The sequence below is a fragment of the Kitasatospora sp. NPDC001119 genome (assembly GCF_053598475.1).
On sequence record NZ_JBSFKI010000003.1, the window covers coordinates 228,356 to 252,593 of the forward strand.

A 24,238-nucleotide genomic window follows, 5' to 3' on the forward strand; every position below is an offset into this window, starting at 1 on the left:
GTGGAAAACCTCGTGAGATGCCGTGGCCGGTCTCCTGGCTGACGGGATACCCGTGCCCGCCTTCCCAGGTGCGCGAGGCACCCAGTGGCTCCGTGGGCACGGACGACGTTCCTCCGCGGGCGGAGGAACGACCCGATCACAGTGGCGAGGGCCGCTCCGGGCTGGGACCCCTGAGGGTCCGTCACCGGTCTTCCCGAGCACCACGGCGGGGAACACCGTAGGGGCCGCGCCCCGACCCGTGCAAGGCTGCGCACCTGCGCAGGTGTCCAGGATCACAGGCGACCGCCTGCAAGAATGTCCGCATGCATCTCGTACCGGCCGACCGCGCGGGCCACCGCACCATCGACGGGCACCGGGTCTGCGAGGCCATCGCCGCGATCGGCGACCCCGCACACGTCCGGTCCTGGGCCGAGCGGTTCTCCCTGCTCGCCGACCCCGGACGGCTCGCCCTGCTGCTCGCCCTCCACCGGGCCGGCCCGCTCGCCGTCAGCGACCTCGCGGTGGCCACCGGCATGCGCGACCCCGCCGTCTCCCAGGCCCTGCGGCTGCTCCGCACGGCCGGCGTGGTCACCGGCGACCGGGACGGACGAGTGGTGCGCTACCGGCTCGTGGACGAGGCCATGCGCCCCCTCCTCGACGAGTGCGCCGCCGCCGAGCACCACGAGCCCAGCGCGGCAGTGGGCTGACCCCTCCCGCCGACGCCTGCCCGATCTGCCGACTCCCGCTCGGTCCGCCGACTCCTGCCCGGTCCGCCGACTCCCGCTCGGGCCGCTGACTCCCGCTCGGGAAGGCGCGCCGTGAACGGCCCCGGCCAGTACGATCATGATGTGCCGTCCCACCCCCATGCCTGGCCCGCCGACCGCTGGAACACCGACCCGGTCAAGGCCCGCGTGCTGGCGGTCGCCCGCACCCTCACCTCGGCCACCCGGGTGCTGGACGTCCTCTCCCTGCTGAGCCCGCACGGCATCGAGTGGTACTTCACCGTCAACCCCGGTTCCGTCTTCGCCGACCGCGCCCTGGACGAGTACCTGCACGGCCTGTCCGGCTTCACCGTGCTGGACTGGGACGACGCCGTCCGCCACCGCTTCGACCTGGCCGTCGCCTGCGCCGTCCACTCCTCCATGCACCGCCTGGACGCCCGCCTCGTCGTCCTGCCGCACGGCGCCGGCTACAACCGCCTGGTCACCGAGTCCACCGGCGACACGGTCAGCGCCGCCGGCCTGTCCCGCAACGAACTCACCCACCGCGGGCGGGTGTTCGTGGACGTCCTCGGGCTCTCCCACCCCGAACAGCTGGACCGGCTGCGGACCTCCTGCCCCGAGGCCCTGGACGTCGCCCGGGTGGTCGGCGACCCGTGCTTCGACCGGATGCTCGCCAGCCGGCGCTCCCGGGACGGCTACCGCGCCGCGCTCGGCGCCGTCGGCGGCCGACGGCTCGTCGTCGTCAGCTCCACCTGGAGCGAGCACTCGTTATTCGGCCGCCACCCCGACCTGCCCCGGCGGCTCGTCCGCCAACTGCCCGCCGACGAGTACACGGTGGCCGTCGTGCTGCACCCCAACGTGTGGAGCCGCCACGCCCCCGGGGCGCTGCTCGACGACGCCCGCCGGATGGGCCTGCGCCTGATCCCGCCCCACCAGGGCTGGCAGGCCGCGCTCGTCGCCGCCGACTGCGTGATCGGCGACCACGGCTCGGTCACCGTCTACGGCGCCGCCCTGGAACACCGCACCATGCTCGTCGCCACCGGCGCCGCCGAACTCGACCCGCGCTCCCCCAGCTACGCCTTCGGCCAGGCCGCCCCCGTCCTCGACCCGGACGGGGACCTCGCCGCCCAGCTCGAACGGGCCCTCGCCGAGGCCCCGGCCGGCCTGCGCGAGATCACCGACCGCTCGCTCGCCCACCGCGGCGAATCCGCCCGGCTGCTGCGCCCGCTGCTCTACTCCTTCCTGGACGGCCTGGACGAGCCCGGGGACGAACCGGCCCTGCCGCCCTACCCCAGGCCCGCCCCCTGCCCCGGGGCCGCCGAGTGGCCCACCGCGTACGACGTCGAGGGCAGCACCGAGGGGACCGAGGTGAGCCTGCGGCGCTACCCCTTCCACCCGGACGACCACACCCCGCGCGGCTTCCACGCCCTCACCGACGAGCACCCGGGCGACGCCCTGCGCTACACGGCCGAGGTGATCGCCCGCACCGAGGCGCACGCCGAACGCCCCGCCACCCGCTGGCTCGCCGACACCGCCGCCGAACTGCCCGGCCTCGCCGTCGCGGTGGCCGCCCTCGGCCCGGCCCGCCACCTGCTCCGGCTGCACGGCGGCCGGCTGCTGGAGGCCCGCGCCGAACCGGACTGGGGCCGCCCCGACCCCGCCGTCGACCCGCTGCTGCTCGGCTCGGCCGTGGCCTGCTGGCTCGCCGACGGCGGCGACCCGGCCGGCCTCCCCGAGCACGGACTCACCGTCCGCACCGGCGGGGACCGCACCCGGGTGTCCTTCCGCACCGGGCCCTGACCCCGCCCGCCCGCTACGGACCGCCCCTCGGCCCGGACCGCCCCTCAGCCCGCCAGCTGCCGCAGCCGCTCGCGGCTGCGCTCCGCCAGCTCCGCGTCGTCCAGCTCCTCGGCGAGGGTGACGAGCAGGGTGTGGGCCTGCGCCTCCTTCGCGTACTGGTTCCGCTCCTTGGCCCGCCGGGCGCAGTCGTCCGCGTGGGCGACGGCGAGGTCCAGCTGCCCGAGCGCCCGGTGGGCCCGGGCCCGGACCAGCGGCAGCTTCATCAGCATGTCGTTGTCCCGCGTCCGCCCGGCCCGGGCGGTGGCCTCGGCCAGCAGGGTCAGCGCCTCCTCCGGACGGCCGTCGGCGATCAGCGCCTGCGCCAGGTTGTAGCTCTGGACGATCTCGCCGTGGTCGTCGCCCCGGTTCTCCGCCAGGGCCAGGGTGAAGCGCTCCACCGCGTCGCCCGGGCGGCCGTCGGCCAGGCAGAGCAGGCCGTCGGTCTCGTAGAGCACCCCGACCACCCGGCGGTTCGTCACCAGCGGGACCAGCTCCGTGGCGAGCGCCAGCTGCTCGGCGGCGAGCCGGTACTCCTCGCGCTCCTGGTGGGCGCGGGCGAGCTGGTTGCGCATCTTGACCACGGCGGCCGGCTGGTTGTCCCACTGGGCCGACTCGATGCCGAGCCGGTGGGTGGCGATCCAGTCGTCGTAGAGCTTGCGGCCGTGGTACAGCGGCCAGAGCGACTCGCAGAGCCGCCACACCTCGCCGTGCCACCCCTGCGCGGCCGCCTCCTCCACCACCGCGCGGAAGTCGGCGCGTTCGGCGTACAGCCACTCCAGGGCCGCGGCGTCGGAGGCGAAACCGGGCAGGTCGTCGCCGCTCGGGTCCTGCAGCCGGAGCCGGTCCCTGCCCATCGTCCGGTCGGCGAGCGACGCACGGCCCCGGAAGTACGCCACGACGTCGGCGAGGAGCCCGGCGCGGTCGGGCAGCTCCCGCGTCCGGCCGTAGGCGTGCAGCCGCACCACGTCGTGGGCCCGGAATCGGTCCTCGCCGTCGTCGTCCACCACCTCGTCGAGCACGTGGACGCCACGCAGCTCCCTGACCGCCTGCTCGGCGCGCTCGACGCCGACCGCCCGCGCCAGTTCGGCGGACACGAAGGGGCCGGGGTGCACGCCGATCAGGTGGTAGAGCGCCCGGCCCGGCGCCGACAGCCGCTCGTGGACCAGGTCGTACGTCGCGCCGAGATCGCTCTCCTCGTCCTCCAGCATCGCCAACCTGCCCTCCCGGTCGTGCAGTTCGGCCACCACCCGGCCGACCGGCAGGCTGTCCCGGTCCAGCAGCTGGCTCCCGACCGCGTTCAGCGCGAGCGGCAACCCGCCGCACAGCTCGACCAGTTCGGCCAGTTCCCCGTCGGTTCCCCGCCCGGAGCCCACCCAGCCCCGCACCAGTTCGGCGCCCGCCGCCGCGCTCAGCGGCCCGAGTCGGCGCACCTCGGCGCCGTCCATCCGCAGCGCGGGCAGCCGCCGCCGGCTCGCGACCACCACCAGCCCGCAGGCGGGGAGCAGCGCCCGGACCTCCGCGGCGTGCTCGACGTTGTCCAGGAAGAACAGGCACCGGCGCCCGGCGGTGGCGGTGCGGAAGGCCGTGAACCGCTCGGCCTCCACGGCCGGGGGCTCGGCGCCCAGGGCGCGCAGGAAGCCGGCCAGCAGCCCGGGGAGGTCCACCCCGCCCTGGTGCCGGTAGGCCTTCAGGTCGGCGTAGAGGTCCCCGCCGGGGAAGCGCTCCCGGTGGCGCTCGGTGAACTTGGCGATCAGCTCGGTCTTCCCGACCCCGCCGAGGCCGGTGAACACCACGACCCCGAGTCCGCCCTCCTCGACCCGGTCCAGCGCGCCGGCCAGTGCGGCGAACTCCGGTTCACGGTTGACGAACGGGCCGTGCGGCGCGCGCACCTGACGGGGCGTCGGCACCGTCGGCGGCTGGTGGAGGTGCACCGACCCGATGCTCCCGGCCTGCACCACATGGCCGCCCACCGTGGCGCCTGACACGGTGTTGGCCACCTCGTGCCGCTCCATCCGCCTGCTCCCTCCGGCCGCCCGGGCCCCAGCCTACGGGCTGGGCACCCGGCCGGAGGGGCGCTCCGGTGTCACCGGGGGGTGATCTCGCCCATCTCGCCCCAGCCGTCCATGCCGGGGATCTCGATCGAGACGATCTGCGGCTTGGCGGCCACGGCGTACGACATCTCGTCCATGGCCTTGGTGAAGTGCGCGGACTCCACGTGCTCCTTGCCGGCGTCGCCGTCGCGGAACGCCTCGACCAGGACGAACTCGTTGGCGTTGTCGACGCTGCGGGACCACTCGAAGAAGAGGTTGCCGGGCTCGCTGCGGGTGGCCTGGGTGAAACCGTCGACCAGGTCGAGCCACTCGTCGGCGCGCTCGGGGCGGACCGCGAACTTGACCGTAATGAAGATCATGGGACTTCCTTCCCTTCCACGTTCACACGTGGCCGTGCGGACAGGTGCCCGCCGCTCGGCGGGCACCCGTCCATCGTCGCAGGTCAGAAGGGCTCTCCACGACACGGGGGCGTTGCGCGTCCCGGCCGGGGCCGGTCACGCCGCCTGGCAGGCGGGGCACCAGAAGAGGTTGCGGGCGGCGTGCTCCTCCGTCCGCACGTCGGTGCCGCAGACCAGGCAGGGCATGGCGGCCCGCCGGTAGACGTACACCTCGCCGCCGTGGTCGTCCACCCGGGGCGGGCGGCCCATCGCCTCGGGGGTGTGCTCGGGGCGGACGGTGTCGATCCGGCCCGCGGTGACGCCATCGCGCATCAGGGCGACCAGGTCGGCCCAGATCGCGTCCCACTCCCGGCGGGTGAGGTCGCGCCCGGCCCGGTGCGGGTCGATGCCGTGGCGGAACAGCACCTCGGCCCGGTAGACGTTGCCCACCCCGGCCAGCACCTTCTGGTCCATCAGCAGCGCCGCGACGGTCGTCCGGCTGCCCGATATCCGGCGCCAGGCGGCCTCCGGGTCGGCGTCGGCGCGCAGCGGGTCGGGGCCGAGCCGGGCGGCGACGGCGGCCTTCTGGTCGTCCGTGACGAGCGCGCAGGTGTTGGGCCCGCGCAGGTCGGCGTAGCCGTCCTCGTTCTCCAGCCGCAGCCGGACCAGCCCGACCGGCGCGGGCGCCGGGCCGGTGCCGAAGGTGAAGCCGCCGTAGAGGCCGAGGTGGACGTGCACCCAGGCGCCCTCCTCGAAGCCGAGGAAGAGGTGCTTGCCGGTGGCCTCCGCGCCGGTGAGCAGCTGCCCGTCGATCACCTTGGCCTCGTCGGCGAACCGGCCCTGCGGGCTGGAGACCCGCACCGGGCGGCCGCCGAAGGCCTCGCGGTTCTCGGTGGCGAGGCGGTGGATGATGTGGCCTTCGGGCACGGGCGTCGGCTCCTCCGGGCTCGGCGACTGGACCCGTCCATCATCGCAGCCGGCACCGACAGCCCCGTGCCGCCGCGGGTCAGCGGACCGGGACGCCCATCAGCCGGGCCAGGATGACGCGGTCCAGCTCGGCGGCCGTCCCGGCGACGTCCAGGGCGGAGTTGTCGATGATCGGCAGCCCGGAGTTGTACCAGCCGGCCATCCGCCCGTGGATGCGGGCCACCTCCTCGTCCCCGAGCCGGCGGTTGCCGCTGCGCCGGGCGTTGCGGTGCAGCACCGAGTCCAGGCTGGGCAGCAGCACGACCGGGATCATGCCGGGGCCGATGTGCCGCTTCCAGCCGCCGAGGCCGATCGCCGGGCGGTCCGGGAAGACGGCGTCGTCGATGATGCAGGAGATGCCGTTGGCCAGGTAGTTGCGGCAGGCGAAGCCGCAGGTGCGGCGGGCCAGCCGGTACTGCGCCTCGGAGGCGTTGTTCCAGCCGGACTGCGGGTTGGCGAAGCCCGCCTGCACCCACTCGCGGACGTCGTCCAGGCTGATGTGCGCGGTCGGGGTGGGCCGCCGCTCGGCCCAGTGGCGGGCGACGGTGGTCTTGCCGGCCCCGGCCGGTCCGATCAGCAGGACGGCTATCGGCCCGGTGGCCGCGTGCTGCCGCGGCGGGTGGGCCGGCAGTTGGACGGGTGCGCCGGACGGCAGCACGAAGTGCCCGGTGCCCCCGGCGGGCACGGGCGGCGCGCTCGGCACGGGTACGGCCGCGGGGGCCGGGGCCGGGTGGGCGGGAACGGGGTGGGCGGCGGGCCCGGGGCCGGTCGGCCCGGGAGTGACGGGCGCCGCCGGCGCCGGCCGGCCCGGCGGCGGGGACGGCGGAGGCTGCGGGGAGAGCGGCTGCGCCCCCGACGACGTCCCCCGCGTTCCGCCCCCCGGCGCCACCGGCGGGGCGACGGGACGCGGCGGGACCTGCCCGCCTCCGGTGTACTGCGTCACGGCACCTCCCGACACTTCTCAGCGGGGACACTACACGGCGGCCCGGCAGCGGGCACAGTCCGCCGCCGGGCCACCGCCCGTACCCTCAGCGGGTGGTGAGCCGCTCGGCCAGCGCGCGCAGCGCCAGCTCGTAGGAGCCGAGCCCGAAACCGGCGATGGTGCCGGAGGCCACCGCGGCGATCACCGAGGTGTGCCGGAAGATCTCCCGGGCGTACGGGTTGGAGATGTGCACCTCGATCAGCGGCGCGGTGCGCTGGGCCGCGGCGTCCCGCATCGCGTACGAGTAGTGGGTGAACGCACCGGGGTTGATCACCACCGGCACCTGCCCGTCGGCCGCCTCGTGCAGCCACTCCACCATCTGCTGCTCGGAGTTGGTCTCGTGCACCTCGACCTCGAAGCCGAACTCCTTGCCCAGCGCGGTGCAGCGCTCGACCAGCCCGGCGTACGAGGTGGCGCCGTAGACGTCCGGCTCGCGGCTGCCCAGCCGGCCCAGGTTGGGGCCGTTGAGCACCATCACCCTGGTCACGCCGAGACCTCCGCGTACGCGGCGACCAGCAGCGACGGGTCGGGGCCCTCCAGTACGGAGGTCTTGCCGAGGCCGTCCAGCACGATGAAGCGGATCAGGTCGCCGCGCGACTTCTTGTCGATCTTCATCGCGTCCAGCAGCTTCGGCCAGGCGTCCGCCCGGTAGCTCAGCGGCAGGCCGACCGAGGCCAGCACGGTGCGGTGCCGGTCGGCCGTCTCGTCGTCCAACCGCCCGGCCAGGCGGCCGAGTTCGGCGGCGAAGACCATGCCGATGGAGATCGCGGCGCCGTGCCGCCACTTGTACCGCTCGTTGCGCTCGATGGCGTGGCCGAGGGTGTGGCCGTAGTTGAGGATCTCGCGGCGGCCGGACTCCTTGAGGTCCCCGGAGACCACGTCGGCCTTGACCTGGATGGCGCGGCGGATCAGCTCGACGGTGTGCGGGCCGGACGGGGTCTTGGCGCCCTCGGGGTCGGCCTCGATCAGGTCGAGGATGGCCGGGTCGGCGATGAAGCCGCACTTGATGACCTCGGCGAGGCCGGAGACGTAGTCGTGCCTGGGCACCGTCTCCAGGGTGTCGAGGTCGGCCAGCACGCCCACCGGCGGGTGGAAGGCTCCGACCATGTTCTTGCCCTCGGCGATGTTGATGCCGGTCTTGCCGCCGACGGCCGCGTCGACCATGCCGAGCAGCGTGGTGGGCATGGAGATCCAGCGCACCCCGCGCAGCCAGGTCGCGGCGACGAAGCCGGCCAGGTCGGTGGTGGCACCGCCGCCGAGGCCGACGATGACGTCGCTGCGGGTGAAGCCGGTCTGCCCGAGCACCGACCAGCAGTACGCGGCGACCTCGACGCTCTTGGCGTCCTCGGCGTTGGGCACCTGGAGCACGATGGCCTCGTAGCCCTCGCCGAGCAGGTCCTCGCGGATCGCGTCGGCGGTGGCGGCGAGCGCCTCCGGGTGGATGAGCGCCACCCGCTTGGCGCGGGTCCCGATCAGCGGAGACAGCTCACCGAGCAGCTGGTGCCCGATCAGCACGTCGTACGGGTCGTGGCCGGCGCTGCCGCCGACGTGGATCCTGACGGTGGTGTCAGTCATGGGGGGTCTTCAGCTCCAGTGCTTCCAGTACGGCGTCCGCGACCTGTTCCGGGGTGCGCCCGGCGGTGTCGACCACGGCGGTGGCCACCTCCAGGTAGAGGGGGCGGCGGGCCTCCATCAGCTCGCGCCAGCGGGCCCGCGGGTTGACGGCCAGCAGCGGGCGCGGGGCGTCCAGGCCGACCCGCTTGACCGCGTCGGCGAGCGGGACCTCCAGGAAGACCACCGGCAGCTCGTGCAGCAGCGCACGGGTGGCCTCGGCCATCACCGCGCCGCCGCCGAGCGCCAGGACCCCGTCGTGCCCCTCGGCGGCCGCGCGCACGGCGGCCGCCTCCAGCGCGCGGAAGTGCGGCTCGCCCTCGTCGATGAAGATCTCCGGGATGGGCTTGCCGGCCGTCGCCTCGACGTCGGCGTCGGTGTCCCGGAAGCCGACGCCCAGGCGCTCGGCCAGCATCCGCCCGACGGTGGACTTGCCACTGCCGGGCGGGCCGACCAGCACGACAACGGGGTTCGTCATCGGATGATCAGGTTGTCGAGGTAGCCCTGCACGTTGCGGCGGGTCTCGGAGACGTTGTCGCCGCCGAACTTCTCGTTCACCGCGTCCGCCAGCACCAGCGCGACCATCGCCTCGGCGACGATGCCCGCGGCCGGGACCGCGCAGACGTCCGAGCGCTGGTGGTGCGCCTTGGCCGGCTCGCCGGTGCGCACGTCCAGGGTCTGGAGCGCCCGCGGCACGGTGGCGATCGGCTTCATCGCGGCGCGCACCCGCAGCACCTCGCCGGTGGACAGGCCGCCCTCGGTGCCGCCGGAGCGGCCGGAGGTGCGCTTGACGCCCTCGGCGGTCGGGACGATCTCGTCGTGGGCCTGGGAGCCCGGCACCCGGGCCAGGTCGAAGCCGTCGCCGACCTCGACGCCCTTGATCGCCTGGATGCCCATCAGCGCGGCGGCCAGCCGCGCGTCCAGCCGGCGGTCCCAGTGCACGTGCGAGCCGAGGCCCACCGGCACGCCGTACGCCAGCACCTCGACCACGCCGCCGAGGGTGTCGCCGTCCTTGTGGGCCTGGTCGATCTCGGCGACCATCGCCTTCGAGGCGTCGGCGTCCAGGCAGCGCACCGGGTCGGCGTCCAGCTTGGCCTCGTCCGAGGGCAGCGGCACCACGCCGGCCGGCGCCTTGGCGGCGGCCAGCTCGACCACGTGGCTGACGATCTCGATCCCGGCCACCTCGCGGAGGTAGGCGCGGGCGACGGCGCCCAGCGCGACCCGGGCGGCCGTCTCGCGGGCGCTGGCGCGCTCCAGGATCGGCCGGGCCTCGTCGATCGAGTACTTCTGCATGCCGGCCAGGTCGGCGTGGCCGGGCCGGGGGCGGGTGAGCGCCTCGTTGCGGGCCAGGCCCGCCAGGACCTCGGGGTCGACCGGGTCGGCCGACATGACCTGCTCCCACTTCGGCCACTCGGTGTTGCCGACCATGATCGCGACCGGGCTGCCCATGGTCAGACCGTGCCGGACGCCGCCGAGGAAGGTCACCTCGTCCTGCTCGAACTTCATCCGCGCCCCGCGGCCGTAACCGAGCCGGCGGCGCGCCAGCGCGTCGGCCACCACATCGGTGGTGACCGGTACACCGGCGGGCAGGCCTTCCAGCGTCGCGACGAGTGCGGGGCCGTGCGACTCCCCCGCCGTCAGCCAGCGCAACGTACCCAACGGAGCTCCTTCATCAGCGGACCGGACCACGGCACCGCCGGGGCCCGCCCCGGGCGTGCCTTTTGTACCTGAATCCTTTCATGCCCCAGCGGCACCCGGGGGCACAGTCCGCGTGACGGACAGCAACCGGCCACGATCCGGCCGGGAACCACCCGGGAAACCGGACGGAGGGCGGGCGGGCACCCGGCCGTGGGGCCGGGCCCGCCCGAGTCCGCCGGGGCCGGGCTCAGTGCCCGGCGAGCGCCTTCTCCCCCGCCTCGCGCATCGCCGCCAGCGGCCCGGGCGTCCGCCCGGTGAAGGCCTCGTTCTGCAGCACCGCCTGGTGCACCAGCAGGTCCAGCCCGCCCAGGACGGTCGCCCCGCGCCCGGCGCAGGCGGCGGCCAGCGCCGTCGGCCACGGGTGGTACAGCACGTCGAACAGCGCGCCCGGCTCGGCGGGCAGCGCCTCGGCGAAGACGTCGGTCGCGCCGACCGGCGTGGTGGAGATCGTCAGCGGCCGGGCCAGCGCCTGCGCCCCGAGCTCCCAGTCGGCGGTGCGGACGGCCACGCCCAGCCGTTCGCCCAGCTCGGCCATCTCCCGGGCCCGCTCGGCGCTGCGCACGTAGACCGTCACCTCGCCGGTGCAGATCTGGGCGAGCGCGGCCAGTGCCGAGGAGGCGGTGGCCCCGGCGCCCAGGACGGCCGCCTCGGGCACCTCGGTGATCCCGCGCTCGCGCAGCGCGTTGACCAGCCCGGGGACGTCGGTGTTGTCCCCGGTGCGCCGGCCGTCGGCGGTGAACACCACGGTGTTCACCGCGTCCACCGAGCGGGCCGTCGCGCTGACCTCGTCGAGCAGCGGGATGACCGCCCGCTTCAGCGGCATGGTGAGCGACAGCCCGGCCCACTCGGCCCCGTCCAGCGCGGCGACGAACCCGGGCAGCCCGGCCTCGTCGACCTCGAAGCCGTCGTAGCGCCAGCCGTCCAGCCCGAGCGCCGCGAAGGCGGCCCGGTGCAGGTCCGGCGAGAGCGAGTGGGCGATCGGCGAGCCGAGAACGGCCGCCCGGTGCTTGCTGGTCAACGCTTCTCTCCGCGAACTGGCGAACTGTCGTCCGGCCGCGGCTGCTTCCTGGTGCCGCGGCCACTTCCTGGTGGTGCGGCTACTTCTTGGTGGTGCAGTGGCCGCGCGCCTCGTCGAAGCCCTGCCCGGCCGACTGGCAGTACTCCTTGACGTTGGCGTAGTGCTCCTTGCTCGTCTCGGCGAACCGGGTCTGGGTCGGGGACATCGCGATGAAGTACAGCCACTTTCCGTCCGCCGGGTGCAGCGTGGCGTTGAGCGCCTCGTCGCCGGGGTTGGAGATCGGACCGGGCGGCAGGCCCTGGTTCACGTAGGTGTTGTACTTGTTGTTCGCGTCGTCCATGTCCTTCTTGTCGAGGTCCTTGCGGCCCAGCGAGTACTGGAGCGTGGTGTCCATGCCGAGCCGGTGGTTGATCTCGCCGCCGGCGGCCAGCCGGTTCTGGATGGTCTTGGCCATCTTGGCGAAGTCTTCCGGGTTGTTGCCCTCGCGCTGGAGGATGCTCGCCTCGATGAGCACCTCGTAGCCGGTCTTCAGCCCCACCGAAGCGGCCTGGGCGTCCAGGCCGGCGTACTTCTCGGTGGCGTTCTTCACCATCTGCTTGAGCAGGTCCTCGGGCTTCATGCCCTCGGCGATGTTGTAGCGGGTCGGCCAGAGGAAGCCCTCGATGTTGCCGTTCGCGTACGGCGGCAGGCCGAGGTCGTTGACCTGCGCCTTGGCGACGCCCGCCGTGGTGCCCGGCGGCAGCTTCAGCTTGGTGTCGATGAGGGTGTAGATCTCGGTGGAGTTCTTGCCCTCCGGTACGACGATCGCCGCGCCGCCCGCCTGGGCGAGCAGCTCCTTGAGCGCGGCCGCGGCCGGCATCTCCTTCTTCATCTCGTAGAAGCCGTACTGGATGGTGCCGCACTTGGGCTCGGCCTTGCAGGCCGTGTTGAACGCGTCGACGCTCTTGACCACGCCGGCGTTCTTCAGCGCCAGGCCGATCTGCCCGCCGACCGCGCCCTTCTTGACCTCGACCTGGACGGAGCCGGTGCCCTCGCCGGTGAAGTCCGGTGCCGGGCCGAAGTGGTCCTGGTAGAAGCCGTAGCCCCACCAGCCGGCCCCGCCGACGGCGCCGAGCAGCACCGCGGCGACCAGCAGGCAGGCGCCGCCGTTGCGGCGGCCCGACTTCTTGCCCTTCTCCTTGCGCTTCTTCTGGGCCTCGCGGGAGTCGTCCTGCTCGCCGAGGAAGCCGGCCTCCCCGGCCTCGGCGTGCTCGTCGGGGTACCCGTCCTCCTCGTGGCGGCCGCCGTCCGCGTGGCCGTCCCACTCGTCCGTCCCGACCTCGCGCGCGGCGCCGACCGGGTCGGCACCGGCCTCCAGTGCGGCGGCCTCGGCCTCCCAGTCGATCCCGTCCGGGCCGGGGCCGGAGGCCGGCACCGGCTCCGGGGCCGGCTGCGGCTTGGCCCGGCGTCTCGGCACCTGCCGCTGCGGAGCCTGCTGCTCGGGGGCCGGCTGCTGCGGGGGCTGCTGCTGGAGGGGCTGCTGCGCCTGGACCTGCTGGGGCTGGACCTGCTGCTGGTAACCCTGCTGCTGCACCGGCGCCTGCTGCTGGGGCAGCTGCTGCTGCGCGTACCCCTGCTGCATCGGCTGCTGCGGTTGCGGCTGCTGCGGCACGTACCCCTGCTGGGGGTAGCCCTGCTGCTGCACCGGCGCCTGCTGCTGCGCCATCTGCTGCTGGTAGCCCTGCTGACCGCCCGGGTAGCCCTGCTGCGGCATCTGCTGCTGGGGGGCCTGCTGCTGGTAGCCCTGCTGCGCCATCATCTGCTGCTGCATCTGCGGCGCCATCTGCTGCTGCGCGTACCCCTGCTGCACGTCCCCGTACTGCTGCTGGACCTGCTGGCCCTGCTGCGGGTACTGCTGCTGCCACTGGCCGTCCTGCTGGCCGGGGACCGGCTGCCGGCCGTCGTACCCGGGATCACCGGGGTGCCACGGCTCGCCCTGGGGGTTGTAGCCCCCGCCCAGATCGGTCATTGATCCCCTTAACCGACGGTGACGACCGGAGGATCAAACCGGCCGTCCGGGACGACGCGGTCCCGGCTGATTCTCGAACCGGCGTGCTAGCGCAGCGCCTGGAGGGAGACGTTACCGTACCGCAGCCTTACCCCCGGCCGGGCGGACGCACCGTCAGTGAGCGATCTCACCGACGGCACACAACTCCGTTACGGCGTCCCCGCACCGGGAGCGGAAGGCGCACCGGCCCCGCCCGAGGCCCCCGGGGCCGTCGCCGCCGGGTCGGAGGGCGCGCCCGACGCCGGTCCGCTCGGCTTGGCCGCCGCCCGGTTGGCGTTGAACTCCGCCACGTTGCGTTGCTGGACGTCGAAGCTGTCGGTGAAGCGGGTGTCCCCCGGCTTCACGGTGACGAAGTACAGCCAGTCCCCCGGCGTCGGGTCCAGCGCGGCCATGATCGCCTGCCGCCCGGGGTTGGAGATCGGGCTCGGCGGCAGTCCGGCGTGCAGGTAGGTGTTGTACGGGGAGTCCAGCCTGGTGTCGGTCACCGAGGTGTTCAGGGTCGAGCGGCCGAGCGCGTAGTTGATGGTGGAGTCCAGCTGCAGGGGCATGCCCTTGGCCAGCCGGTTGTAGATCACCCGGGCCACCTTGCCCATGTCCTCGGTGTTGTCGGCCTCGCCCTGGACCATGCTGGCCACGGTGATCAGCCCGTACACGCTCTGCCCGAGGTTCTGCGCGACCACGGTGGCGTCGTCCCGGCCGAACTCCCGGCCGGCCCGGTCCACCATCTGCTTCAGCAGGTCGAAGGCGGTGGTGCCCTCGGTGACGCTGTACGTCGCCGGGAACAGGTAGCCCTCCGGGCTGCCGTTGGCGAAGTCCGGCAGGCCGAGTTCGGCGCCCTGTTCCTGGGCGGTCTTCTGGGCGGTGCCCGCGGGCAGGTTCAGCTTCTTGTCGATGGCCGCGTAGATCTGGTAGCCGCGCCAGCCCTCGGGGATGGTCAGGCCGTTGGCGTTGGCCGGGTCGATCAGGACCGCCAGCGCCGCCGCGGCCGACATCCGCTGCTTCAGCGTGTACGTCCCGGGCTGGATCCGCCCGGCCGCCGCCGCGCTGCCCTTAGCGGCCCGGGTGAAGGCGAGCGAGCTGGCCACCACGCCGTTGCGGACCAGCGCGGAGGCGATCTGGGAGAGGCCGGCGCCCTCCGGCACCGAGACCTGCACGCTGCCGGTGCCCTGCCCGGCGAAGTCGGCGGCGGCCGGGGGTTTGCGCTGCGCCTGGATCCAGGTGTACCCGGTCAGCCCGACCCCGCCGAACACCGCGATCAGTGCGAGCGCGGTGAGCCCGCAGGCCAGCCCGTTGCGCCGTCGGTGCGGATCGGGCGCATCGAAGCGCGGACGGGGCGCACCCGGCGGACGGCCCTCCGGTTCCAGCACCGGTGCGCCCAGATGCCCGGGCGTGAGACCCGGGTGGAAGTCCTGGTCGGTCATGGCTCGCGCCCCCTTCGGCGGTCCCAGATCGATCCGGATCGACATGAATCGATCCAAAACAGACAAGGAAGCGAACGAAAAAGGGGTCCGTGCGGACGCGTCCGCACGGACCCCTCAACGGGACGTTAGATCAGACCGGTCAGCCGACCGCCTCGACGCTCTCACCGGGCGGGCGTCCGCTCACCCGTTCGGACTCAAGGGCGGTCTGCAGGATCACCACCGCGGCGGCCTGGTCGACCACCGAGCGGCCCTTCTTCGCCTTGACCCCCGAGGCGCGCAGCCCGTGGGTCGCGGTGACGGTCGACATCCGCTCGTCCACCAGCCGCACCGGCACCGGGTAGAGCCGGTTCGCCAGCCGGGTCGCGTACGCCCGGACCTTCTCCGCCGCCGGGCCCTCCTTGCCGCTGAGCGAACGCGGCAGCCCGACGATCACCTCCATCGCGTCGTACTCCTCGACGATGGCGGCGATCCTGGCCTGCGACTTCACCCCGGCCGGGACGGTCTCCACGGGCGTGGCGAGCACCCCGTCGGGGTCGCAGGACGCGACCCCGATCCGGGCGTCCCCGACGTCGACGGCGATCCGCCGACCCCGTCGGAAGGGCCTCTCCTCGAGCTCCATCAGCTGGCGCGCTCCGCGACCAGGCCGAGCACCGCGGCGATGGCCTCGCCGACCGCGGCCGGGTTGGAGCCGCCGCCCTGGGCGACGTCGTCCTTGCCGCCACCGCCGCCGCCGAGGGTCTTGGCGGCGGTCCGGACCAGCTCGCCGGCCTTGATGCCGCGGCCGCGGGCGTCCTCGTTGGTGGCGATCACGGTCAGCGGGCGGTCGTTCGCCACGGTGAACGCGGCGACCACGGCCGGGCGCGAGCCGAGGCGGCCGCGCACGTCCAGGACCAGCTTGCGCAGCTCGTCCGCGCCCACGCCGTCGGCGACCTGCGCGGCGACCACGGCGATGCCGTGCACGTCCTCGGCCGAGTCGGCCAGGCCCGCCGCGGCGGCCAGCACCTTCTCGGCGCGGAAGCGCTCGATCTCCTTCTCGGCGTCCTTGAGCTTGGCGAGCATGCCCGAGATCTTCTCCGGCAGCTCCTCCGGGCGGCCCTTGACCAGCTCGGTGAGCTGGGCGACCACGGTGTGCTCACGGGCCAGGAACCGGTAGGCGTCGCTGCCGACCAGCGCCTCGACGCGGCGCACGCCGGAGCCGATCGAGGACTCGCCGAGCAGCTTCACCAGGCCCAGCTGGGCGGTGTTGCCGACGTGGGTGCCGCCGCACAGCTCCTTGGAGAAGTCGCCGATGGTGACGACCCGGACCTCGTCGCCGTACTTCTCGCCGAACATCGCGATGGCGCCGGCCTTGCGGGCCTGGTCCATCGTCATGACCTCGGCGGTGACCTCCAGCTCGCGGGTCAGCACGTCGTTGATCTTCTGCTCGACGTCGACCAGCACGCTGCCGGGAACGGCGGCGGGCGAGCCGAAGTCGAAGCGGAAGCGGCCGGGGGCGTTCTCGGAGCCGGCCTGGGCGGCCGTCGGGCCGAGCGCGTCGCGCAGCGCCTGGTGGGTCAGGTGGGTGGCCGAGTGGGCGCGGGCGATCGCCCGGCGGCGCTCGGTGTCGATCGTGGCGTACGCCGAGGCGCCCAGCACGACCTCGCCGAACAGCACCCCGCCGGAGTGCACGATGACGCCCGGGACGGGCTGCTGCACGTCGCGGATCTCCACCACCGCGCCGGACTCCAGCCGGATCCGGCCCTGGTCGGCGAGCTGGCCGCCGCCCTCGGCGTAGAACGGGGTGCGGTCGAGGATGATCTCGACCTCGTCGCCCTCGGAGGCGGCCGGCGCCGGGACGCCGTCCACCAGCAGGCCGACCACGGTGGCCTCGCCCTCGGTGAGCGAGTAGCCGGTGAAGACGCTGGCGCCGGACGTGTCGGCGACCTCGCGGTACGCGGCGACGTCGGCGTGGCCCATCTTCTTGGCCTTGGCGTCGGCCTTGGCGCGGTCCCGCTGCTCCTGCATCAGGCGGCGGAAGCCGGCCTCGTCCACCTGGAGGCCCTGCTCCTCGGCCATCTCCAGGGTCAGGTCGATCGGGAAGCCGTAGGTGTCGTGCAGCTTGAACGCCTGGTCGCCGGAGAGCACCGCGCCGCCGGACTGCTTGGTCTCGGTGACCGCGGCGTCCAGCAGGTTGGTACCGGCCTTCAGGGTCTGGAGGAAGGCCGCCTCCTCGCCGACGACGACCGTCTCGATGCGCTTGCGGTCGCTCTCCAGCTCCGGGTACTGCGGGGCCATCGCCTTGATGGCGATGTCGGTGAGGTCCTTGGCCACCACGCCGGTGGCGCCCAGCAGGCGCATGTTGCGGATGGCGCGGCGCAGGATGCGGCGCAGCACGTAGCCGCGGCCCTCGTTGCCGGGGGTGACGCCGTCGCCGATCAGCATCAGCGCGGTGCGGATGTGGTCGGTGACCACGCGCAGCGAGACGTCCGCCTTGTGGTCGGCGCCGTAGGTGTGGCCGGTGAGCTCGGCGGCGCGGTCGAGGATCATCCGGCTGGTGTCGATCTCGAAGAGGTTGTCGACGCCCTGCAGGATGGCGGCGAGGCGCTCCAGGCCGAGGCCGGTGTCGATGTTCCGGCTCGGCAGGTCGCCGAGGATCTCGAAACCGTCCTTGCCGTCGCCGTGGCCGCGCTCGTACTGCATGAAGACCAGGTTCCAGATCTCCAGGTAGCGCTCGCCGTTGACGGCCGGGCCGCCCTCCTCGCCGTACGCGGGGCCGCGGTCGTAGTTGATCTCCGAGCACGGGCCGCACGGGCCGGGGACGCCCATCGACCAGAAGTTGTCCTTCATGCCCAGGCGCTGGATGCGCTCCGAGGGCACGCCGATGACGTCACGCCAGATCTGCTCGGCCTCGTCGTCGGCCTTGTAGACGGTGATCCAGAGCTTCTCCTTCTCCAGGCCGTAGCCACCGTCCGCGACGGGAGTGGTGAGCAGCTCCCAGGCGAACTTGATGGCTCCTTCCTTGAAGTAGTCGCCGAAGGAGAAGTTGCCGCACATCTGGAAGAAGGAGCCGTGCCGGGTGGTCTTCCCGACCTCCTCGATGTCCAGGGTGCGCACGCACTTCTGGACGCTGGTGGCGCGCGAGAACTGCGGCTTGACCTCGCCCAGGAAGTAGGGCTTGAACGGCACCATGCCGGCGTTGACGAGCAGCAGGGTGGGGTCGTCGGCGACCAGGGACGCCGACGGAACGACGGTGTGGCCGCGCTCCTCGAAGAAGCGCAGCCAGCGGCGGCGGATCTCAGCCGACTCCATTAGTGGTCCTTCCGGTTCGGGGTGCCGCCCCGCGGCGGCAGGGCGCGGCGGGGCGTTTCTTCAGTGGTCTGGGGGGTGGTACGGGCGCTGCGGGACGGAGGCAGGGCGGCGGCCGGGCTACCGGGCGCCGCCGAGATAGCTCGGTACTGCGGCTCGCCGCGCAGGACCCGGCGGTCGCCGCGGGGCTCCACCACGGCGGTGCCGTGCAGCCCGAGGTCGTCCTTCAGCTGCTCCTCGCGCTCGGCCATGCCGGCCTTCACGTCCTGGGCGAACTGCTTGGCCAGGTCGCCCAGGTGCAGCGCACCGCGGGCGGCGGTGCCGGAGAGGCTGTCCGGGGTCAGCCGGTGCACGGCCTCGTTGGCCTTGTTCATGGCCCAGACGGTGGCGCCGGCGCCGACCGCCATCCAGAAGATGCGTCGCACCATGCCGTCAGCCCCTCACCGCGCGCCGGACCCGGGAGAACAGTCCGTTCCTGGGTGCCGTCGCGGCGCGGACCTCGGCCCGGATCAGCCGGGCCAGCTCCTCGCGCTCGCCGGCCTGCGAGGGCGCCGGCGGCACGCCGCCCTGCTGCCGGGCGACGGCCTTGCGCACGCCGTAGCTGAACGCCGCGACCTTCACCAGCGGTCCGCCCAGGGTGGCGGCCACGGTGGAGGAGAGCGCGTTGGCGTTGGCGGCGGCGTCCTGCACGTTGGCGGTGATCTCGTCCACCCGCTCCAGCTGCTCGTTGGCGCTGCGCACCGCGGCGCCCGCGTCGGTCAGCAGCGGGACGGCCTGCTCGGTGACGGCGGAGACCAGGACGGCGGCCTCCTTGAGGACCCGGGAGAGGCGGACCAGCACCACGGCGAGCAGGGTGACCAGGACCGCCCAGAAGACGGCGACGAGCAATCCGGCCAGCTCTCCCACGGACACCTTTGCGCGCTCCCTCGCCTTGCAGCTCTTCAGAGGGAACCCTATCGCGCCGACGCCCGGTTTCCGGACCGGGTTCTCTCCCCGGCGATCCGGTCGGGTGTGCGATCGGCGCGCGTAACCTACCGGCCGGTCACCTCGTTCTGCCTGGCAGGCCGTCGCCCGTACGGCCCGACGCACGTCCGGACCGCGACGGTCCGGCCTGGAGCACGGGGAGCAGCCCTTGGCCGGGGACTGGAGAGCGGAGCCCGGGGAGCCCGAGGCGGGGCCGCCCGAGCCGGAGCCCGGCCGGCTGCCGGCCGAGCTGACCGGCTTCGTCGGGCGGCGGGGCGAGCTGGCCGAGCTGGCCGGCCTGCTGGCCACGGCCCGGCTGGTGACGGTCACCGGGCCGGGCGGCGTGGGCAAGAGCCGGCTGGCCCTGCGCGCGGCGGCCCGGGCGGCCGACGCGTTCCCGGACGGCACCTGGCTGGTGGACGTGGCCCCCGTGCAGGACCGGCTGCTGCTCGGCCACGCCGTCCTGGAGGCGCTGCGGCTCACCGACGGCGGCGCCCGTCCGCCGCTGGACGTCCTGACCGACCGGCTGGACGGCCGGCGCCTGCTGCTGGTGCTGGACGGCTGCGAGCACCTGGTGGAGGCCTGCGCCGAGCTGGCCAACGCGCTGCTGCGGGCGCTGCCGGAGCTGCGGCTGCTGACCACCAGCCGCACCGCGCTGCGGGCCTCGGGCGAGCACCTGCTGACCCTCGCGCCGCTGCCGGTCGGCCCGGCGCCCGCCGGCCCGGTGCGGTCGGGCGCGCTGCCGGACGCGGTGCGGCTGTTCGCCGCCCGGGCCCGGGCGGTGCTGCCGTCCTTCGAGGTGACGGAGGACAACGCGGAGGCGGTCGGGCTGCTCTGCCGCCGGCTGGACGGCATCCCGCTGGCCGTGGAGCTGGCCGCCGGCCGGCTCCGCGCGCTGTCGGTGGAGCAGGTCACCGCCCGGCTGGACGACCGCTTCCGGCTGCTCACCGGCGGCTCCCGGACTGCTCTGCCCCGGCACCGGGCGCTGCGCACGACGATCGGCTGGAGCCATGAGCTCTGCACCGTGCAGGAACGTTTACTCTGGGCCCGCCTGTCGGTCTTCGCCGGCGGTTTCGACCTGGAGGCCGCCGAGTACGTCTGCGCCGGCGAGGGCATCGAGGCCGAAGAGGTGCTCGACCTGCTCGACGAGCTGGTCGCCAAGTCCGTGGTGCTGCGCGAGGACAGCGCCTTCGGCGTGCGCTTCCGGCTGCTGGACACCCTGCGCGAGTACGGCGGCCAGTGGCTGCGGGCCGCAGGCGAGGAGCCGCGGCTGCTGCGCCGCCACCGGGACTGGTACCTGGGCGTCGCCACCTGGGGCGAGGTCGAGTGGTTCGGCCCCCGGCAGGCGGAGACCGCCGAGCGCACCCAGCTGGCCCACGGCAACCTCCGCGCGGCGCTGGAGTTCTGCCTCGCCGAGCCCGGCGAGGAGCAGATCGCCCTGCTGCTGGCCGGCACCCTCTGGTTCTACTGGATCGGCTGCGGCCACCTCGGCGAGGGCCGGCACTGGCTGGACCGGGCGCTCGCCCTGGACCGCGAGCCCACCGAGGCCCGGGCCAAGGCGCTCTGGGTGACCGGCTACACGGCCACCCTCCAGGGCGACCTCGGCTTCGCCCGCCCGGCGCTGGAGGAGTGCCGCCGCCAGGCCCTGAACACCGGCGACGACCGGGCCCTGGCCCACGCCGTCCACCGCCAGGGCTGCGTCGCCCTGGTCGGCGACGACCCCGACCGGGCCGCCGAGCTGTTCGAGGAGGCGCTCTGGCACTACCGGACCATCGGCGAGCTCAACAGCAACGTGGTGATGGCCATGCTGGAGCTGGGCCTGGCCTACCTGTTCCAGGGCGACCTGGACAGCGGCGAGCTCTGGTTCGGCCAGGCCCGCGAGCTGTGCGAGGAGCACGGCGAGCAGTGGGCCTACGGGTACGTGCTCTACGCGATGGCGTACTCGCACTGGCTGGACGGCGCCGTCCAGCCCGCCCGGATGCTGGCCCGGGAGTGCGTGCGGCTGAACCACCTCTTCCGCGACCTGCTCGGCATCGTGCTGGGCATCGACCTGCTGGCGCTGCTGGAGACCGAGCCGAGCCGCCCGGGCGAGCCGGGCGACCTGCGCGAGGCGCGGGTGCTCCAGGGGGCCGCGCACCGGATCTGGCGCGCGGTCGGCAACCCGTTCCTGGGCTCGCGGAACTTCTTCGGCCCGCACCAGGAGTGCGCGGAGCGGGCCCTGGCCGGGCTGAGCGCCCAGGAGTACGAGGAGTGCTACGAGGCCGGCACCCTGCTGGACCTGGACGCGGCGGTCGCCCGGGCGCTCGGCGGCAGGGGCGCGGCGGAGGGCGCGGAGCCGGTGCCGGATCCCCGCGCGGTGCCGCCCGCGCCGGCGCCCTCGGCGGTGCGGAATAGTTGAAACTTGCCGATTGCTTGAGGAGGCAAGGAACTGCTCGGAAGGAGCACCATGGCCGTCCACAACGCCGCCAACGAGTACCGCATGGCGAAGTTCTACTTCGATTCCAAGGCGTACACCGACGCGGCCCGCATGCTCGAAGGCGTCCTGGCCGAGGAGCCGACCAACCTCTCGGTCCGGATGCTGCTGGCCCGCAGCTACTTCCACTCGGCCCAGCTGCGGCGCGCCGAGGCCGAGCTGCTGCGGATCCTGGAGGCCGACCCGGCCGAGGACTACGCCCGGCTGATGCTCGGCCGCACCCTGGAGCGCCAGGGCCGCGCCGAGGAGGCCCGCCCGCACCTGCGGCTGGCCGCCGCGATGGCCGGCGAGAGCATCTGACGGCAGCGGGAGGAACAGCGGGAACAGCGGAAAAGGGGCGAGCCCCCGTCGCCTCGAAAGGCGGCGGGGGCTCGCTCGTGGTGTCGCGAAGAGCGGAACCGGGTCAGCGCGAGTAGTACTCGACGACCAGCTGCTCGTCACAGATCACCGGGACCTCCTTGCGCTGCGGCGCACGGTCCAGGCGGAAGGCCAGGGCCTTCAGGTTGACCTCGAGGTACTTCGGGGTCTGGCCCTCACCCGCGTAGCCACCCTCACGGGCGACCTGGAAGGGGACCTTCTCCTTGGAGCGCTCGCGGACGGTGACCACGAAGCCCGGCTTCATCTGGAACGACGGCTTGTTGACCTTGCCGCCGTTGACCTCGATGTGGCCGTGGACGACCATCTGGCGGGCCTGGTAGATGGTGCGGGCGATGCCCGAACGCAGGACCAGGGAGTCCAGACGGGTCTCCAGGTCGGCGACGAGCGCCTCACCGGTCTTGCCCTCGGCCTTCTTCGCGCGGTCGAACGCGCGCGCCATCTGCTTCTCGCTCAGGTCGTACTGGGCGCGCAGACGCTGCTTCTCGAGCAGACGGACCTTGTAGTCCGAGTTCTGCTTGCGGCCACGGCCGTGCTGGCCGGGCGGGTACGGGCGGGCCTCGAAGTACTTGACGGACTTCGGGGTCAGCGGCACGCCGAGCGCACGCGCGATCTTGACCTTGGGACGCTTCTGGTTCGCCATGAACCAAACCTTCCTTGCTTACGAATACGGCTTCACCAGGTGTTGACGGAGGTCGCATCTCGCGACCCGGAGACAACCCATCGCCGAGGCGATGCGGTCAGCCGCTCTCCGGAGCCGGGCACGGAAGTGCTGGTCACACGGACCGGCCCGGAATCCGGGCCCGTCCGCGACACCGAAACGGTGCGCGACGCTCCTGGTGCGGGCCCCTCGAGGGGGCCTACGGCCGGTGTCCCGCTGGTGCGGCCGGTCGGTGGGGTCTCCCCCGCCGCCGTCCCGGGACATGGCACTCCGATCGAGTATACCGGTGGATCACTCGCCCTTTTCCCCGGGCTGCTCCCCGGCCCCCGCCGCCGCCTTCCGCGGCTTCTGCTCGGGCTTCTGCTCGGGCTTCTGCTCGGCCTTCTTCTCCACCCTGCGCTCCCCGCGCAGCCGCCCGCGCGTCCACTCCACGACCTCCGCGTACCGCGCCTCGCCGCCGCGCCTGGTCGGCTGGTAGTACTCCCGGCCGTGCACCGCGTCCGGCGCGTACTGCTGGGCGGCGATGCCCTCCGGCAGGTCGTGCGGGTAGCGGTAGCCCTTGCCGTGGCCGAGCTTGCCCGCGCCGCCGTAGTGCGCGTCCCGCAGGTGGGACGGGACGGCGCCCGCAAGGCCCTGCCGGACGTCCGCCAGCGCCGCGTCGATCGCCAGGTAGGCGGCGTTGGACTTGGGCGCCAGGGCCAGCGCGATGGCCGCCTGGGAGAGGATGATCCGGGCCTCCGGGAAGCCGATCAGGGCCACCGCCTGGGCCGCCGCCACCGCCGTCTGCAGGGCCGTCGGGTCGGCCAGGCCGACGTCCTCGCTGGCCGAGATCATCAGCCGGCGGGCGATGAACCGCGGGTCCTCCCCCGCCTCGATCATCCGGGCCAGGTAGTGCAGGGTGGCGTCCACGTCGCTGCCGCGGATCGACTTGATCAGCGCGCTCGCCACGTCGTAGTGCTGGTCGCCGTCCTTGTCGTAGCGCACCGCCGCCTGGTTGACCGCCGTCTCGGTGGTGGCCAGCGTGATGCTCGGCTCGCCCTTCTCCAGCGCCGCCCCGGCCGCCGCCTCCAGCGTGGTGAGCGCCCGCCGGGCGTCCCCGCCGGCCAGGCGCACCAGGTGGTCCTCGGCCTCCGCGGTCAGCTCCAGCGCGCCCTCCAGCCCGCGCTCGTCGGCCACCGCGCGGCGCAGCAGCGCCCGGATGTCCTCGTCGGTCAGCGACTCCAGGGTGAGCAGCAGCGAGCGGGACAGCAGCGGGGAGATCACCGAGAAGTACGGGTTCTCGGTCGTCGCCGCGATCAGGGTGACCCAGCGGTTCTCCACGGCGGGCAGCAGCGAGTCCTGCTGGGCCTTGGAGAAGCGGTGGATCTCGTCCAGGAAGAGCACCGTCTCCCGGCCGGACATCCCGACCGCCCGCCGGGCGCCGTCGATCACCGCCCGGACCTCCTTGACCCCGGCGGTGATCGCGGACAGCTCCACGAAGCGGCCCTCGACCGCCTGGCTGATCACGTGCGCCAGGGTGGTCTTGCCGGTGCCGGGAGGGCCCCAGAGGATCACCGAGCTGGTCGCCGCCGGGCCGCGCGAGCTCCCGACCAGGCGGCGCAGCGGCGAGCCGGGCTTCAGCAGCTGCCGCTGCCCGGCCACCTCGTCCAGGGTGCGCGGACGCATCCGTACGGCCAGGGGCGCCCGGCCGGGCTCCCTGGTCTGGCGTTCCTCGGCGGCGGCGGTGAAGAGGTCCGGTTCGTCCACACCGGAAGCCTATGCGAGGGCTCG

The 24,238-nt window shown here is 73.8% G+C and carries 21 protein-coding genes and 1 riboswitch; of the genes, 4 read left to right on the forward strand and 17 right to left on the reverse strand.

Translation table 11 applies throughout. The features are described from left to right. Nucleotides 1-7: 7 nt before the first annotated feature. Nucleotides 8-220, reverse strand: a riboswitch (cobalamin riboswitch). Between the two features lie 82 nt (nt 221-302). Together ACWDD9_RS05295 and ACWDD9_RS05300 are read left to right on the forward strand one after the other, a co-directional pair. After that, nucleotides 303-686 (forward strand): ArsR/SmtB family transcription factor, encoded by a 384-nt coding sequence (locus ACWDD9_RS05295; RefSeq protein ID WP_049656554.1) that lies wholly within the window; start codon nt 303-305, stop codon nt 684-686. 141 nt (nt 687-827) lie between these two features. Continuing rightward, entirely contained in the window at nt 828-2,501 is a 1,674-nt protein-coding gene (locus tag ACWDD9_RS05300) for a hypothetical protein (RefSeq protein ID WP_449810843.1), read from the forward strand. Nucleotides 2,502-2,545: 44 nt separating this feature from the next. Here ACWDD9_RS05300 and ACWDD9_RS05305 read toward each other — a convergent pair whose 3' ends face one another. The 15 genes from ACWDD9_RS05305 to ACWDD9_RS05375 form a co-directional block, all read right to left on the reverse strand. After that, the gene (locus tag ACWDD9_RS05305) at nt 2,546-4,552 is read right to left on the reverse strand and encodes an AAA family ATPase (RefSeq protein ID WP_449810844.1); all 2,007 of its coding nucleotides are present in this window, start codon (nt 4,550-4,552) and stop codon (nt 2,546-2,548) included. Nucleotides 4,553-4,623: 71 nt separating this feature from the next. Further along, nucleotides 4,624-4,950, reverse strand: a complete 327-nt coding sequence (locus ACWDD9_RS05310) for a putative quinol monooxygenase (protein WP_074002386.1) — start codon at nt 4,948-4,950, stop codon at nt 4,624-4,626. A gap of 135 nt (nt 4,951-5,085) precedes the next feature. Next, entirely contained in the window at nt 5,086-5,895 is an 810-nt protein-coding gene (locus ACWDD9_RS05315; RefSeq protein WP_449810845.1) for an Fpg/Nei family DNA glycosylase, read from the reverse strand. Between the two features lie 79 nt (nt 5,896-5,974). Further along, complete coding sequence (locus ACWDD9_RS05320; protein WP_387822951.1) at nt 5,975-6,877, reverse strand: AAA family ATPase; 903 nt, start codon at nt 6,875-6,877, stop codon at nt 5,975-5,977. An 85-nt stretch (nt 6,878-6,962) separates the two neighbouring features. After that, a complete protein-coding gene (aroQ, locus tag ACWDD9_RS05325) occupies nt 6,963-7,391 on the reverse strand; it encodes a type II 3-dehydroquinate dehydratase (protein WP_449810892.1) in 429 nt (142 codons plus the stop codon). Nucleotides 7,392-7,399: 8 nt separating this feature from the next. Next, nucleotides 7,400-8,491 (reverse strand): 3-dehydroquinate synthase, encoded by a 1,092-nt coding sequence (gene aroB, locus ACWDD9_RS05330; protein WP_074002384.1) that lies wholly within the window; start codon nt 8,489-8,491, stop codon nt 7,400-7,402. After that, on the reverse strand, nt 8,484-9,005 hold the full coding sequence (locus ACWDD9_RS05335) for a shikimate kinase (protein ID WP_049653982.1): 522 nt from the start codon (nt 9,003-9,005) through the stop codon (nt 8,484-8,486). The genes aroB and ACWDD9_RS05335 overlap by 8 nt, the downstream gene beginning before the upstream one ends. Further along, the gene (gene aroC, locus ACWDD9_RS05340) at nt 9,002-10,186 is read right to left on the reverse strand and encodes a chorismate synthase (RefSeq protein WP_107086502.1); all 1,185 of its coding nucleotides are present in this window, start codon (nt 10,184-10,186) and stop codon (nt 9,002-9,004) included. The genes ACWDD9_RS05335 and aroC overlap by 4 nt, the downstream gene beginning before the upstream one ends. A gap of 226 nt (nt 10,187-10,412) precedes the next feature. Further along, a complete protein-coding gene (locus ACWDD9_RS05345; RefSeq protein WP_449810846.1) occupies nt 10,413-11,243 on the reverse strand; it encodes a shikimate dehydrogenase in 831 nt (276 codons plus the stop codon). 79 nt (nt 11,244-11,322) lie between these two features. Then, nucleotides 11,323-13,251 (reverse strand): endolytic transglycosylase MltG, encoded by a 1,929-nt coding sequence (gene mltG, locus ACWDD9_RS05350; RefSeq protein WP_449810847.1) that lies wholly within the window; start codon nt 13,249-13,251, stop codon nt 11,323-11,325. Between the two features lie 188 nt (nt 13,252-13,439). Next, nucleotides 13,440-14,711 carry an endolytic transglycosylase MltG gene (gene mltG, locus ACWDD9_RS05355; RefSeq protein WP_449810848.1) on the reverse strand — a complete coding sequence of 424 codons (1,272 nt, stop codon included), beginning with the start codon at nt 14,709-14,711 and terminating at the stop codon, nt 13,440-13,442. Between the two features lie 139 nt (nt 14,712-14,850). After that, a complete protein-coding gene (gene ruvX / locus ACWDD9_RS05360) occupies nt 14,851-15,330 on the reverse strand; it encodes a Holliday junction resolvase RuvX (protein WP_049653990.1) in 480 nt (159 codons plus the stop codon). Then, on the reverse strand, nt 15,330-17,999 hold the full coding sequence (gene alaS / locus ACWDD9_RS05365) for an alanine--tRNA ligase (RefSeq protein ID WP_449810849.1): 2,670 nt from the start codon (nt 17,997-17,999) through the stop codon (nt 15,330-15,332). Before alaS ends, ruvX begins: the two co-directional genes overlap by 1 nt. After that, nucleotides 17,999-18,424, reverse strand: coding sequence for a DUF6167 family protein (locus tag ACWDD9_RS05370; protein WP_053112171.1), 426 nt, complete (start codon nt 18,422-18,424; stop codon nt 17,999-18,001). Before ACWDD9_RS05370 ends, alaS begins: the two co-directional genes overlap by 1 nt. A gap of 4 nt (nt 18,425-18,428) precedes the next feature. Then, nucleotides 18,429-18,908 (reverse strand): DUF948 domain-containing protein, encoded by a 480-nt coding sequence (locus ACWDD9_RS05375; protein ID WP_387966766.1) that lies wholly within the window; start codon nt 18,906-18,908, stop codon nt 18,429-18,431. 220 nt (nt 18,909-19,128) lie between these two features. Here ACWDD9_RS05375 and ACWDD9_RS05380 point away from each other — a divergent pair, with 220 nt between their 5' ends. Together ACWDD9_RS05380 and ACWDD9_RS05385 are read left to right on the forward strand one after the other, a co-directional pair. Continuing rightward, nucleotides 19,129-21,357 (forward strand): ATP-binding protein, encoded by a 2,229-nt coding sequence (locus ACWDD9_RS05380; protein WP_449810850.1) that lies wholly within the window; start codon nt 19,129-19,131, stop codon nt 21,355-21,357. A gap of 48 nt (nt 21,358-21,405) precedes the next feature. Further along, nucleotides 21,406-21,732 carry a tetratricopeptide repeat protein gene (locus ACWDD9_RS05385; protein WP_049651814.1) on the forward strand — a complete coding sequence of 109 codons (327 nt, stop codon included), beginning with the start codon at nt 21,406-21,408 and terminating at the stop codon, nt 21,730-21,732. Nucleotides 21,733-21,835: 103 nt separating this feature from the next. Here the strand turns inward: ACWDD9_RS05385 and rpsD are convergent, their stop codons facing one another. Both rpsD and ACWDD9_RS05395 read right to left on the reverse strand, forming a co-directional pair. Continuing rightward, nucleotides 21,836-22,450: a 30S ribosomal protein S4 gene (gene rpsD / locus ACWDD9_RS05390; RefSeq protein ID WP_030240707.1), complete on the reverse strand. Its 615-nt coding sequence runs from the start codon at nt 22,448-22,450 to the stop codon at nt 21,836-21,838. 309 nt (nt 22,451-22,759) lie between these two features. Continuing rightward, nucleotides 22,760-24,214 carry a replication-associated recombination protein A gene (locus ACWDD9_RS05395; RefSeq protein ID WP_449810851.1) on the reverse strand — a complete coding sequence of 485 codons (1,455 nt, stop codon included), beginning with the start codon at nt 24,212-24,214 and terminating at the stop codon, nt 22,760-22,762. Nucleotides 24,215-24,238 lie beyond the last annotated feature (24 nt).

Bases quoted from the DNA above. Each gene is read 5' to 3' on its own strand.
- ACWDD9_RS05295 (WP_049656554.1), top strand. From the start codon at position 303: ATGCATCTCGTACCGGCCGACCGCGCGGGCCACCGCACCATCGACGGG.
- ACWDD9_RS05305 (WP_449810844.1), bottom strand. From the start codon at position 4,552: ATGGAGCGGCACGAGGTGGCCAACACCGTGTCAGGCGCCACGGTGGGC.
- ACWDD9_RS05310 (WP_074002386.1), bottom strand. From the start codon at position 4,950: ATGATCTTCATTACGGTCAAGTTCGCGGTCCGCCCCGAGCGCGCCGAC.
- aroQ (WP_449810892.1), bottom strand. From the start codon at position 7,391: ATGGTGCTCAACGGCCCCAACCTGGGCCGGCTGGGCAGCCGCGAGCCG.
- aroB (WP_074002384.1), bottom strand. From the start codon at position 8,491: ATGACTGACACCACCGTCAGGATCCACGTCGGCGGCAGCGCCGGCCAC.
- ACWDD9_RS05335 (WP_049653982.1), bottom strand. From the start codon at position 9,005: ATGACGAACCCCGTTGTCGTGCTGGTCGGCCCGCCCGGCAGTGGCAAG.
- mltG (WP_449810847.1), bottom strand. From the start codon at position 13,251: ATGACCGATCTGGGCGGGGGCTACAACCCCCAGGGCGAGCCGTGGCAC.
- mltG (WP_449810848.1), bottom strand. From the start codon at position 14,711: ATGACCGACCAGGACTTCCACCCGGGTCTCACGCCCGGGCATCTGGGC.
- ruvX (WP_049653990.1), bottom strand. From the start codon at position 15,330: ATGGAGCTCGAGGAGAGGCCCTTCCGACGGGGTCGGCGGATCGCCGTC.
- alaS (WP_449810849.1), bottom strand. From the start codon at position 17,999: ATGGAGTCGGCTGAGATCCGCCGCCGCTGGCTGCGCTTCTTCGAGGAG.
- ACWDD9_RS05370 (WP_053112171.1), bottom strand. From the start codon at position 18,424: ATGGTGCGACGCATCTTCTGGATGGCGGTCGGCGCCGGCGCCACCGTC.
- ACWDD9_RS05385 (WP_049651814.1), top strand. From the start codon at position 21,406: ATGGCCGTCCACAACGCCGCCAACGAGTACCGCATGGCGAAGTTCTAC.
- rpsD (WP_030240707.1), bottom strand. From the start codon at position 22,450: ATGGCGAACCAGAAGCGTCCCAAGGTCAAGATCGCGCGTGCGCTCGGC.